The 11,879-nt window shown below is 70.6% G+C and carries 14 protein-coding genes and 1 pseudogene; 8 read left to right on the top strand and 7 right to left on the bottom strand.

Annotated elements, in window-relative coordinates:
* From B0W88_RS24860 to B0W88_RS24850, 3 genes are all read left to right on the top strand, one after another.
* Window positions 1–932 (top strand): succinylglutamate desuccinylase/aspartoacylase family protein (locus B0W88_RS24860; protein WP_077037295.1); only part of this gene is annotated, 932 nt, incomplete at its 5' end.
* A 2-nt stretch (window positions 933–934) separates the two neighbouring features.
* On the top strand, window positions 935–1,576 hold the full coding sequence (locus tag B0W88_RS24855; RefSeq protein ID WP_077037294.1) for a DsbA family oxidoreductase: 642 nt from the start codon (window positions 935–937) through the stop codon (window positions 1,574–1,576).
* 48 nt (window positions 1,577–1,624) lie between these two features.
* Complete coding sequence (locus B0W88_RS24850; RefSeq protein WP_077037293.1) at window positions 1,625–2,632, top strand: recombination-associated protein RdgC; 1,008 nt, start codon at window positions 1,625–1,627, stop codon at window positions 2,630–2,632.
* A gap of 4 nt (window positions 2,633–2,636) precedes the next feature.
* Here B0W88_RS24850 and B0W88_RS35340 read toward each other — a convergent pair.
* The 7 genes and pseudogenes from B0W88_RS35340 to B0W88_RS24815 form a co-directional block, all read right to left on the bottom strand.
* A pseudogene (locus B0W88_RS35340) lies at window positions 2,637–2,891 on the bottom strand (type II toxin-antitoxin system RelE/ParE family toxin); the annotation flags it as partial.
* 92 nt (window positions 2,892–2,983) lie between these two features.
* A complete protein-coding gene (locus B0W88_RS24840) occupies window positions 2,984–3,283 on the bottom strand; it encodes a type II toxin-antitoxin system ParD family antitoxin (RefSeq protein WP_077037292.1) in 300 nt (99 codons plus the stop codon).
* Window positions 3,284–3,315: 32 nt separating this feature from the next.
* Window positions 3,316–4,560 (bottom strand): DEAD/DEAH box helicase, encoded by a 1,245-nt coding sequence (locus B0W88_RS24835; RefSeq protein ID WP_077037291.1) that lies wholly within the window; start codon window positions 4,558–4,560, stop codon window positions 3,316–3,318.
* Window positions 4,561–4,568: 8 nt separating this feature from the next.
* Window positions 4,569–5,138 carry a methylated-DNA--[protein]-cysteine S-methyltransferase gene (locus B0W88_RS24830; protein WP_077037290.1) on the bottom strand — a complete coding sequence of 190 codons (570 nt, stop codon included), beginning with the start codon at window positions 5,136–5,138 and terminating at the stop codon, window positions 4,569–4,571.
* Window positions 5,135–6,082, bottom strand: a complete 948-nt coding sequence (locus tag B0W88_RS24825; RefSeq protein ID WP_077037289.1) for an MBL fold metallo-hydrolase — start codon at window positions 6,080–6,082, stop codon at window positions 5,135–5,137. Before B0W88_RS24825 ends, B0W88_RS24830 begins: the two co-directional genes overlap by 4 nt.
* Before the next feature lie 60 nt (window positions 6,083–6,142).
* Window positions 6,143–7,120 (bottom strand): tRNA dihydrouridine(20/20a) synthase DusA, encoded by a 978-nt coding sequence (gene dusA / locus B0W88_RS24820; protein ID WP_083749049.1) that lies wholly within the window; start codon window positions 7,118–7,120, stop codon window positions 6,143–6,145.
* Window positions 7,121–7,306: 186 nt separating this feature from the next.
* A complete protein-coding gene (locus B0W88_RS24815; RefSeq protein ID WP_198937931.1) occupies window positions 7,307–8,128 on the bottom strand; it encodes a peptidoglycan DD-metalloendopeptidase family protein in 822 nt (273 codons plus the stop codon).
* 32 nt (window positions 8,129–8,160) lie between these two features.
* Here B0W88_RS24815 and ribD point away from each other — a divergent pair, with 32 nt between their 5' ends.
* The 5 genes from ribD to B0W88_RS24790 form a co-directional block, all read left to right on the top strand.
* A complete protein-coding gene (gene ribD / locus B0W88_RS24810) occupies window positions 8,161–9,258 on the top strand; it encodes a bifunctional diaminohydroxyphosphoribosylaminopyrimidine deaminase/5-amino-6-(5-phosphoribosylamino)uracil reductase RibD (protein WP_233151835.1) in 1,098 nt (365 codons plus the stop codon).
* A gap of 33 nt (window positions 9,259–9,291) precedes the next feature.
* Window positions 9,292–10,389: a bifunctional 3,4-dihydroxy-2-butanone-4-phosphate synthase/GTP cyclohydrolase II gene (gene ribBA, locus B0W88_RS24805; protein ID WP_077037287.1), complete on the top strand. Its 1,098-nt coding sequence runs from the start codon at window positions 9,292–9,294 to the stop codon at window positions 10,387–10,389.
* 22 nt (window positions 10,390–10,411) lie between these two features.
* A complete protein-coding gene (gene ribH, locus B0W88_RS24800) occupies window positions 10,412–10,876 on the top strand; it encodes a 6,7-dimethyl-8-ribityllumazine synthase (protein ID WP_077037286.1) in 465 nt (154 codons plus the stop codon).
* Complete coding sequence (nusB, locus tag B0W88_RS24795) at window positions 10,873–11,373, top strand: transcription antitermination factor NusB (protein ID WP_077037285.1); 501 nt, start codon at window positions 10,873–10,875, stop codon at window positions 11,371–11,373. Before ribH ends, nusB begins: the two co-directional genes overlap by 4 nt.
* A partial coding sequence (locus B0W88_RS24790) for an aminotransferase class I/II-fold pyridoxal phosphate-dependent enzyme (RefSeq protein ID WP_144006945.1) occupies window positions 11,374–11,879 on the top strand: 506 nt, incomplete at its 3' end.

Below are 11,879 nucleotides of genomic sequence, written 5' to 3'. Positions count from 1 at the left end.
GCCCCAAGCTGCTGGTGACGGCCGCCGTCCACGGCAACGAGATCTGCGGCGTGGCCGCGATCAGGCGCGTGATCGAGCAGCTCGACAGCGGCGCGCTGACGCTGCTCAAGGGCAGCGTCACCTTCATCCCGGTCGTCAACGAGCTGGCCAACAAGCTCGGCCGCCGCGAGGGCGACCGCAACCTGAACCGCAACATGCGCCCGCCGGTGATCCCGCAGGACTACGAGGACCGCATCAACACCCAGCTGTGCCCGCAGCTGGCCGCCTGCGACGTGCTGCTGGACCTGCACTCCTTCCAGGGCCAGGGCCAGCCCTTCGCGATGCTGGGCCCGCGCAACAACGACGGCCCGCTGGAGCCCTTCATGCATGCGGAGGCCGAGGGGCGCCTGGCGCTGAGCGTGGGCACCGAGCGCATCGTCGAGGGCTGGCTCTCCACCTACGCGCTGGGCCTGGAGCGCCGCGCCGCCCGCGCGGAGAATGCCGCCATCGACGCCCGCGCCGCCTCGCTGCAGCAGGATCCGCACTACGGTGTCGGCACCACCGAATACAAGCGCTCGCAGCGCGGCTACGGCATCACGCTGGAATGCGGCCAGCATGCCGACCCGAATGCGCCCGAGTTCGCCTATCAGGCCATCCTGCGCGTGATGGCCCTGCTGGGCCTGATCGCCCCCGAGGCCGCGACGCCGCGCCCGGCCACCCAGCCCGAGCTCCTGCAGCTCTACGAGGTGATCGACCGCGAGCACGAGGGCGACAGCTTCGAGCGCGCCTGGGCCAGCTTCGACTCGGTCGAGAAGGGCCAGCGCATCGGCACCCGCGCCAGCGGCGAGGCCGTGCTGGCACCGGCCGACGGGCGTATCGTGTTCCCTGCCGTCAATGCCAAGCCGGGCACCGAGTGGTTCTACCTCGCCCGCCCGAGCGATCGGAGGATCTGAGCATGAAAATCGATTTCGTTTCCGATGTGTCCTGCCCCTGGTGCGTGATCGGGCTGAAGTCGCTCGAGCAGGCGCTGGACAAGCTGCCCGAGCTGAAGGCCGAGCTGCACTTCCAGCCCTTCGAGCTGAACCCGAAGATGGCTGCCGAGGGCCAGGACATCGAGGAGCACCTGACGCAGAAATATGGCGTTACTTCAGCGCAGATGCAGGCCTCGCGGGAGAACATCCACCAGCGCGGCGCGGCACTGGGCTTCACCTTCGACATGGGCGGGCGCAGCCGCATCTACAACACCTTCGACGCGCACCGGCTGCTGCACTGGGCCGGCACCATCGGCGCGGCCGAGCAGAAGGCGCTGAAGATGGCGCTGTTCACCGCCTACTTCAGCGAGGGCAAGGATCCGTCGGATCACGAGACGCTGGTGCAGACCGCGGCCGCCACCGGCCTGGACGCCGCCAAGGCTCGCGAAGTCCTGGCCGGCGATGCCTATGCCCGGGAGGTGCGCGAGGCCGAGGCCACCTGGCAGCAGCACGGCATCAATTCCGTGCCGTCCGTCATCATCGACGACCGCCACCTGATCCAGGGCGGCCAGCCGCCCGAGGTGTTCGAGCGGCTGCTGCGCCAACTCGCGGAACAGGCCGCCTGAGCTGTCAGAATCACGCCCTTTCGTAGCGACGCTGATCAAGATTTCCGGATGTTCAAGAACCTGACCGTGTACCGCCTGGGCGCCGAGTGGCAGCCCAGCCGCGAAGAAGTTGAAGCCGCGCTCGCCAAGGGCGAGTTCGTGCCCTGCAATCCCAGCGAGCCACTGTCCTTCGGCTGGGTGCCGCCGCGCGGCATCGAGCATGCCCCGCTGGTCGAGGTGATCGACGGGCACCTGCACCTGAAGCTGCAGTTCGAGTCCAAGGTGCTGCCCGGCTCGGTCGTCAAGGAGCGGGTCGACGAGATCGCCGCCGAGATCGAGGAGCAGACCGGCCGCAAGCCCGGCAAGAAGGCGCTGAAGGACCTCAAGGAACAGGCCACCCACGAGCTGCTGCCGCTGTGCTTCAAGAAGCGCAGCGCGGTGCGCGTGTGGATCGCGCCGGCCCAGCGCCTGTTGATGATCGATGCGTCCAGCCCGGGCCGCTGCGAAGAGGTCGTGAGCCTGCTGGTCAAGACGCTGGACGGCATGGCCCTGCACCTGGTGCAGACCGCCGAGGCGCCCTCCACCTGCATGGCCGCCTGGCTGATGGATGGCGTGCCGCCCGAGGGCTTCACGATCGACCGCGAGTGCGAACTCAAGAGCGAGGACGAGATGAAGTCCGCCGTGCGCTACGCCCGCCATGCGCTGGACATCGACGAAGTGCGGGAGCACCTGAAGAGCGGCAAGAAGCCCACGCGCCTGGCGATGAGCTACAAGGACCGCGTCACCTTCATGCTGACCGACACGCTGCAGATCAAGAAGATCGCCTTCCTGGACTTGGTCTTCGAGGGCCACGACAAGGTGCAGAAGGATGAGCAGTTCGACGCCGACGCGGTCATTGCCGCGGGCGAGCTGGGCGAGCTGATCCCGGCGCTGATCGAGGGCCTGGGCGGCGAGCACGACTTCTTCGCTGCGGGCGCGGCGCTGGCGGCGCTGCCGGCGAGTCCGGACGTTAGCGAGAGTGCCACGGCGGTGGCTGACGAAGCGGCGCCGGTGCTGGAAACGGCGCCCTGGGATTGAGCGCCTACTCGGGAAGGTGGTGCTGCGGGTCCATCGCCTCGTGCAGGACCCGCAACACTTCGAGTTCACGAGCGGATGCACTCGCCAGATGAAACATCAGGAAGTGGCTTCCTCTGCGACCGTGGCGTGCGACCCGGAGTGTCATCACACCCTTGCCGATCTCAGGTCTCGCCTTGACCCCGGCGATCTCCGGGCCATCCCGCAATGCCATGACCGCCGCCGACAGCGTCTGGGCATAGGTCCGCGCCTGCGCTTGTCCGAATCGCTCCGCTGATCATCGAACGATGCCGTCGATGTCGGCGTTGGCACTTGCCGCCACGCGCACCGTCCAACGACGGCGCCCGGCAGCGTTCATCGGGAACGTCTCGCCTTCGGCGCGCCAAGGGCCGCGTCCATCAAGGCCTGCAGGTGTTCAGCCAGGGCGGCATCGTCATCGAACTCCAGGTAGTGTCCAGCCTTGATGTCGGCCAGGCCGATACGCGCGGCCTCGCGCAAGGCATGGAGTCTCGCCTCGGCCTCCGATGCGTCGCGCTCCACGAGACGCAGGCCATCACGCAAGACCTCGCTCGCGTTCTGGTAACGGCCGGAGGACACCAGCCGATCGACCAGTTCGGCCTGATGGTCCGTCAGCACGACGTTACGAGTGGGCATGGCAAGAAACCTCCAATGGCAGACTCTGCCACTCAGCGGCCGTTGGCAGCAGCCTCGGCAGCCGCGGCCGCCCGCAGCTTGTCCTTCTTGCTCGGGCGCTTGCCCTTGATGCCGCCGGTAGCCTGCTGCTCGCTGGCCACTTCCTCCGGCTCGAAGCCCGCCAGCTGCTCGCGGGGCACGCGCTTGCCCTGGCGCTTCTCGATCAGGCGGAAGTGCGCTTCGGCATCGGCCGGGATGAAGCTCACCGCCACGCCGGTGGCGCCGGCCCGGCCGGTGCGGCCGATGCGGTGGGTGTAGTCGGCGGCGGCGCGCGGCAGGTCGTAGTTCACCACCGCGGGCAGTTCGGGAATGTCCAGGCCGCGGGCCGCGACGTCGGTCGCCACCAGCACCTGCACCTCGCCGGCCTTCAGCGCGGCCAGCACCTTCGAGCGGCCGCCCTGGCTCAGCTCGCCGTGCAGCGAGCCGGCCTTGATGCCCTTGGCCCAGAGCTTGTCGGCCACGTGCTCGGTGGCGTACTTGGTGGCGACGAAGACCAGCGCGCGCGTCCAGCCTTCCGTCTCCAGCAGGTGGCGCAGCAGCGGCGTCCGGTCGGCCGCGTCCACATGGATGGCGCGCTGCATGATCGCATCGCTGCGCACCGGCTCGGGCGCGATCTCGATGCGCTCGGGCTCGTGCAGCAGGCCTTCGGCCAGCGTGCGGACGGCCTGCGGAAAGGTGGCCGAGAAGAACAGGTTCTGCCGCTGCGCCGGCAGCAGCGCGAGGATCTTCTGCAGTTCCTCGCTGAAGCCGAGGTCGAGCAGGCGGTCGGCCTCGTCGAGCACCAGCATCTGCACGCCGTTCAGGCGCAGCGCGTTGTGGTCGACCAGGTCGAGGAAGCGGCCCGGCGTGGCGACGATGATGTCGCAGCCGCCGCGCAGGCCCATCAGCTGCGGGTTGATGGACACGCCACCGAAGGCCACGGCAATCTTCAATCGCTGCGGCAGCGAGCGGGCGAAGTCGCGCAGCACCTCGCCGGTCTGGATCGCCAGCTCGCGGGTCGGCGCGAGCACGACGGCGGCGAGTTGACGCAGCCCTTCCCGTTCGATGACCCTCTGCAGCAGCGGCAGCGCGAAGGCGGCGGTCTTGCCGGACCCGGTCTGGGCGAGGCCCAGCACATCGGCGCCGCGCAGCGTGGCGGGAATCGCCGCGGCCTGGATGGCCGTTGGCGTGTGATAGCCCTCCTGCTCGCGCACGGCGCGAACGAGGGCGGGCGCGAGGCCCAGGGAAGCAAAGGACATGGGCGGAATTAGAACAGGTCGCCCTGCTCGCCGACCGTTTTCTGCCCCGCGGCGCGCGCCTCGATGCGCAGCAGCTTCATCTTCGTGACCACCCCACCATGCGCGGAGAAGCCGGTGCCGATGCCGCCACTGCCCATCACCCGGTGGCAGGGCACGATCGGAGCGAAAGGGTTGTGGCCCTCGGCCTGGCCCACGGCGCGGGCGGCGCCGGGCTGGCCCAGGCGCGTGGCGACCTCGCCGTAGGTCAACGTCTGGCCGACCGGGATGCGGCGGGTCAGGGCCAGCACCTGGCGGTTGAATTCAGGCAGGCGGCTGTCGTCCAGTTCGACGGCCAGCAGTTCGTCGATCGCATCGGTCTCGCCGGCCAGCAGGCGGCGCACGCCGTCCATCGCGCGCAGCACCGACGCCGGCGGCTGGCCCGACTCGCGGGCGGCGGGAAAGCGCGCGCGCATCCGGTCCCGAGTGGCCGCAGCACTCTCTTCCGGCAGCTGCGAGCCGACGATCACGCCGCGCTCGTCCCAGGCGATGCCACAGGAGCCCAGCGCGGTGTCATAACAGTGGAAATGGACTGACTTCATCGGGCGGCGGTGCAGAACTTGTCCCGCTGCGGGCTGCGCAGCCGGGACTTGAAATAGTAGTCCAGCATCGCCGGCACGCGGGCGCGGTCCGCTTCGGCGATCAGACCGCCCAGCGCCGCGGCCCAGGCGCTGGTGCAGTCAGCCTCGGGACGGCTGCCGGCCGCGCAGGCCAGCAGCCCATCGAAGGCCTCGCGATAACGCCGAAGATCAGCGGCATCCATCACCGGCCCGTGGCCGGGCACCAGGCGCTGGAAGGGCACGGCCTCCAGGCGGCCCAGCGCGGCGCTCCATTCGTCCGGGCAGGCGGTGTCCATGAAGGGCACCGGCAGCGTCACCAGATCGCCGCTGGCGAGCGTGCCGGTGGCGGTGTCCAGCAGCCAGACGTCGCCGCCGCTGACGGCCGTTTCCAGGCCCACGCGCAGCTCGCGGCCGGCCAGCGTCAGCGCCTGTGGGCCGGTGATGTGCATGTCGGGGGCCAGTGCCTGCGGCTCGTCCAGCAAGGCCAGGTCCACGCGCATCTGTGTCTTGGCGGCCTCGGGGATCTGCTCGTCCTTCAGGTAGCCCTGCAGCTGGCGGCGGTAGTCGGCCAGCCAGCCGGACAGCGCCTTGTCGACCGCCGCGCTGGCGTAGACCACCAGCCCCGGCTGGCCGCCCCGCAGCAGCACGTTGCCGCCCAGATGGTCGAGGTGCCAATGCGAGTTGATGACGGCCCGCAGCTCGCCCTTCGTGAAGTCCAGCAGCGCCTGCGTGTGCGGGCCGTGCCGGCCGGCATCGAACAGCACCCAGCCCTGCGGCCCCTGCAGCAGCAGGCTGTTGCCGTCGGGCTGGCTGCCGGGCTCGAAGCTGTCGCGCAGCAGGACGACGCCATCGGCGATCCGCTCAGGCACGGCGTTAGCGAGACTGCCGGTGAGCAGCGCCAGGATCAGCAGGATGAGGGATCGCATCGGCCGATCTTCGCGAGCGCTGGCCCGCCCGGCCAGCCCCGCTGCGACGAAGCCCGGAATTCAGCTGACGAGTTGTTCGCCGGCCGCCAGGCGCTCAAGCTGTTCCAGCCGCGCCTTCGTGGCCAGCGCGGCCACGGCGGCCGGCGCCATCGCCTTGAGCTTGTGGTCCGACCACACCTGCCGCCAGCGCCGCGCGCCCGGCTGGCCGTTCCACAGGCCCAGCGCATGGCGCATCGCCTGCGGCCAGCGCTCGCCCTGCTTCTCCAGGTAGGCGACCCAGGCCGCCTCCACCTGTTCGCGGCCCCGATTCGACAATTCGGCCGGGCCCGGCGTGCCGAAGAAGCGCTGGTCCCAGGCGGCCATCTGCCAGGGCTCGTGATAGGCCTGGCGGCCCACCATCACGCCGTCCACATGGGCGAGCTGCTCGGCGATCTCGTCGTCGTCCTTCAGGCCGCCGTTGATCGCGATCGTCAGCGCCGGGAACTCCTTCTTGAGCTGATGGACCAGCCCGTAGCGCAGCGGCGGGATCTCGCGGTTCTCCTTCGGCGACAGGCCCTTCAGCCAGGCATTGCGCGCATGGACGATGAAGACCTCGCAGCCGGCGGCGGCCACCGTGCCGACGAAATCGCGCACGAACTCGTAGCTCTCTTCCCGATCGATGCCGATGCGGTGCTTGACTGTCACCGGAATGCCGCAGGCATCGCGCATCGCCTTGACCCCATCGGCCACCAGCGCCGGCTCGGCCATCAGGCAGGCCCCGAAAGCCCCTTTCTGCACCCGTTCGCTGGGGCAGCCGCAGTTGAGATTGACCTCGTCGTAGCCCCATTGCTCGGCCAGCTTCGCGCAGGCGGCCAGGTCGGCCGGTTCGGAGCCGCCCAGCTGCAGCGCGACCGGGTGCTCCGCGTCGTTGAAGTCGAGATGCCGCGGCTTGTCTCCATGCAGCAGCGCGCCGGTCGTCACCATCTCGGTGTAGAGCAGCGTGTAGCGGGTGAGCAGGCGATGGAGGTAGCGGCAGTGGCGATCGGTCCAATCCATCATCGGAGCGACGGACAGGCGCCAGGGGCTGGGGGAACTCGGTGTCTTCACCGGGCGATTATCCCAAAGGGCGTTCAAGCCCCCAGCAGGCGGCGGGCCAATAGCGTCTGCATGTCACGCCGGCCATCGGCGATCGGCGCCCCCCCTCCACGCACCCGCCTGCGTGGCCCACGACACGATCGATCCGCCTCAGCCTTCGATGAACAGCGCCGGATTGACCATCACCCGGTTCAGCATCACGCCCCAGTGCAGGTGCGGCCCGGTGGCGCGGCCCGTCATGCCCACGGCACCCAGCCGCTCGCCGGCGCGCAGCGTGTCGCCGGGCTTCACGTCCATGGCGCTCAGGTGGCCGTACATCGTCAGCAGCCCTTCGCCGTGGTCCAGCCAGACCGAGCCGCCGGCGAAGAAATACTCGCCGACGTCGATCACCCGGCCGTCCAGCGCTGCCCGCACCGGCGTGCCGGCAGCGGCAGCGATGTCCATGCCGCTGTGCGGGCTGCGCGGCTGGCCGTTGAAGATGCGGCGCAGGCCGAAGCTGCTCGAGCGCGGGCCGGGGACGGGAGGCTGCATCAGCAGCCGCTGGGGCGGGCCTTCGCTGAATGCGGCCATGACGGTCGCCAGGTGCGCCCGCTCACGCTCATGGCGCGCCTGGTCTTCGGGCGACAGGTCGACCTGCCCCGGGGCGACGCGCAGGCGCTGCTCGGCATAGCGCCAGGCGCTCACGCGAAACGGGATGCGCCGGCCCTCGACCTCGATCGCCTGTTCGCCCGGCGCTGCCGCCAGCGCAATGCCGACCAGCGCCGTCCAGCCACCCGGATTGCCGACCACCAGCAGAGGCACCGTGCCCTCCGGCGTGGCACGGCTCGCCCGCGGGCGTTCGGCCGCCGGCCCCAGCGCCACGCGCGCCACGCCGCCGGGCACGGCCGCGGCACGGGGCCAGGAGGCGGCCCGCGCCAGGGGCGGTGCCAGCAGGCTGGCGGCGGTCATCAGCAGGTGTCGGCGATTCGGCATGGACGCATTGTCAGTGCCCTAGACTCGCCGCCATGTCCGCGCATCCCCAGCACCACCCCGACGACCTCTCGGCCATGCGCCACGCCCTCGCACTGGCCGAGGGCGCCATCGGCCTGTCGGACCCGAACCCGCGCGTCGGCTGCGTCATCCTGGCCGCCGATGGCCGGGTGATCGGCGCCGGCCACACCCAGGAGGCCGGCCAGGCCCATGCCGAGGTGATGGCCCTGCGCGACGCCGCCGCCCGCGGCCAGGACGTGCGCGGCGGCACCGCCTATGTGACGCTGGAGCCCTGCTCCCACCACGGCCGCACGCCGCCCTGCTGCGACGCGCTGATCGCGGCGGGCCTGGCGCGCGTGGTCGCCGCCGTCGTCGACCCTAACCCTCAAGTTGCAGGCACAGGCATGGCCCGCCTGCAGGCCGCCGGCATCGCCACCGAGACGGGCCTGCTGGCCGACGAGTCACGCGAGCTGAACATCGGCTTCTTCTCGCGCATGCAGCGTGGCCGGCCCTTCGTGCGCATGAAGATCGCTGCCTCGCTCGACGGCCGCACCGCGCTGGACAACGGCCTGTCCCAATGGATCACCGGCACCGCCGCGCGCGCCGACGGCCATGCCTGGCGCCGCCGCGCCGGCGCGGTGCTGACCGGCATCGGCACCGTGCGCGAGGACGACCCGCGGCTCGACGTGCGCCTGGTGGAGACGAAGCGGCAGCCGCTGCGCGTCGTCATCGATTCGCGGCTGGAGATCGCCGCCGACGCGAAGATCCTCGGCTCCCCGGGCGAGGTGCTGCTCTACGCCGCCGTCCACGCTGCCCGGCCCGAGCTGGCCGCCGAGATCGTCACCCTGCCCAACCCCGCCGGCAAGGTCGACCTCGCCCCGGTGCTGGACGATCTCGGCCGCCGCGGCATCAACGAACTCCACGTCGAGGCCGGCCACAAGCTCAACGGCTCGCTGCTGCGCGAAGGCCTGGTGGACGAGTTGCTGGTCTACCTGGCGCCCAAGCTGATCGGCGAAGGCCGCGGCCTGGCGGCGCTGGGGCCGTTCACCACCCTGGCCGACGCGCTCGACTGGCAGTTCGTCGAGGCCACGCCGATCGGCGCAGACATCCGGCTGAGGGCCCGTCGGCCATAGGGGTTAGCGCGGGGGCCCTTACAATCCCGCCCCATGCCAATCTCCCCCGTTTCCGAGCTGGTCGCCGAACTGGCGGCCGGCCGCATGATCATCCTCGTCGACGAAGAAGACCGCGAGAACGAGGGCGACCTCGTCATCGCCGCCGATCACGTGACGCCCGAGGCGATCAACTTCATGGCCAAGTACGGCCGCGGCCTGATCTGCCTGACGATGACCAACGAGCGCTGCGACCGCCTGCAGCTGCCGCCGATGGCCACCCGCAACGGCACCAAGCACGGCACCGCCTTCACCGTCTCGATCGAGGCCCGCACCGGCGTCACCACCGGCATCTCCGCGGCCGACCGCGCCCGCACCGTGCAGGCTGCCGTCGCCCGCGGCGCGGTGGCGGCCGACCTGGTCCAGCCCGGCCACATCTTCCCGCTGCGCGCGCAGGACGGCGGCGTGCTGATGCGCGCCGGCCATACCGAGGCCGGCTGCGACTTCGCCCGCATGGCGGGCCTGGAACCCGCCTCGGTGATCTGCGAGGTGATGAACGACGACGGCACCATGGCCCGCCTGCCGGACCTGGAGAAGTTCGCCGCCGAGCACGGCCTGAAGATCGGCACCATCGCCGACCTGATCGAGCACCGCAGCCGCAACGAATCGCTGATCCAGCGCGTGGCCCAGCGCAAGCTGAACACCGCCCAGGGCGAGTTCGACTGCCAGGTCTTCCGCGACCGCACCGGCGCCGTCCACCTGGCGCTGACCCACGGCGCCTGGACCCCGGCCGACGACGTGCTGGTGCGCGTGCACGAGCCGCTGTCGATGCTGGACCTGCTGGAAGCCGGCCCCTGCGCCCACTCCTGGCCGCTGCCCGCCGCGCTGGCGCAGATCCAGCGCAGCACCGCCGGCGTGGCGATCCTGATGAACTGCGGGGAGGACGCCGACGGCATCATCGGCCGCCTGCAGGCCCGGCCCGACCAGGCGCCCACGCCCACCGCGATGGACCTGCGCACCTACGGCGTCGGCGCGCAGATCCTGCGCGAGCTCGGCGTCCACAAGATGCGCCTGATGGGCAGCCCGCGCCGCATGCCCAGCATGACCGGCTACAACCTCGAAGTGACCGGCTTCGTCGGCCCCAACGAACAATAACGACAAGGATCAGCAGACCATCATGCAAGGTTCCGACAAGGGCCAGGCCGCAAACCTGGACGGCAGCAAGCTCCGCATCGGCATCGTCCAGGCGCGCTTCAATGCCGAGATCACCGACACGCTGGCCGCGTCCTGCACCGCCGAACTGAAGGCGCTGGGCGTCGCCGAGGACGCGATCCTGCACGTCACCGTGCCCGGCGCGCTCGAAGTGGCCGTGGCGCTGGACGCGCTGGCCGCCCGCGAGGAATTCCATGCGCTGGTGGCGCTGGGCTGCATCATCCGCGGCGAGACCTACCACTTCGAGCTGGTCTCCAACGAAAGCGGTGCCGCGGTGACCCGCGTCTCGCTGGACAACCAGCTGCCGATCGCCAACGCCATCCTCACCGTCGAGAACACCGAGCAGGCCTGGGCCCGCGCCGAGGTGAACGGCCGCGAGGCGGCGCGCGTCGCCGTCGAGATGGCCAACCTGCTGGAGGCGCTGCAATGAGCGAGGCCCCGAGCAACAACGGCGGCAAGAAGCCCGCCGCCAAGGCGCCGGCCAAGCGCGCGCAGCCCAAGTCCGCCCGCCGCCGCTCCCGCGAGGCCGCGCTGCAGGGCATCTACCAGTGGCTGCTGACCGGCGACGAGGTCGGTGCCATCGACGCCCACACGCGCGAGCAGGAAGGCTTCGGCAAGATCGACAAGGCCCACTACGACGCGCTGCTGAACGGCTGCATCACCGAGGCCGCCGACCTGGACGCCGTCCTCTCGCGCCACGTGGACCGCAAGACCACCGAGCTGAGCCCGATCGAGCACGGCGTGCTGATGATCGGCGCCTACGAGCTGAAGCACTGCATCGACATTCCGTATCGCGTGGCCATCAACGAGGCGGTCGAGCTGGCCAAGGCCTTCGGCGGCACCGACGGGCACAAGTACGTCAACGGCGTGCTGGACCGCGCGGCGGCCGACCTGCGTCCGCAGGAAGTGGCCGCTGCGAAACGCTGAATGAAGCTGGCCGAGCGGCTCGACCATATCGAGCCCTTCTACGTGATGGAGTGCGCCAAGGCCGCGGCGGAGATTGCCCGCGGCCCGCTGTGCGACCCGGCCCTCGGCGGCCGGCCGATGATCTACCTGAACATCGGTGAGCCGGACTTCGGCGCGCCCGCGCTGGTGCAGCAGGCCGCGGCAGCCTGCATCGAGAGCGGCCGCACGCAGTACACGCCCGCGACCGGCCTGCCGGCGCTGCGCGAGAAGCTTTCCGCCTGGTACCGCCAGCACTTCGGCCTCTCCATCGCGCCCGAGCGCATCGTCATCACCGCCGGCGCCTCGGCCGGCCTGCAGCTGGCCTGCCTGGCGCTGTTCGAGCGCGGCGACCGGGTGCTGATGCCCGATCCCTGCTACCCCTGCAACCGGCATTTCGTCGCCGCGGCCGATGCCGAGGCCGTGCTGCTGCCGGCGGGTGCGGAGCAGCGCTTCCAGCCCAGCGCCGCGCAGGTGCGCGAGGCCTGGGA

The organism is Pelomonas sp. KK5 (assembly GCF_001984095.1).
Lineage (GTDB): Bacteria > Pseudomonadota > Gammaproteobacteria > Burkholderiales > Burkholderiaceae_C > KK5.
The sequence above is the reverse complement of the archived record's forward strand: the minus strand, read 5'-3'. Positions and strand labels throughout refer to the sequence as shown.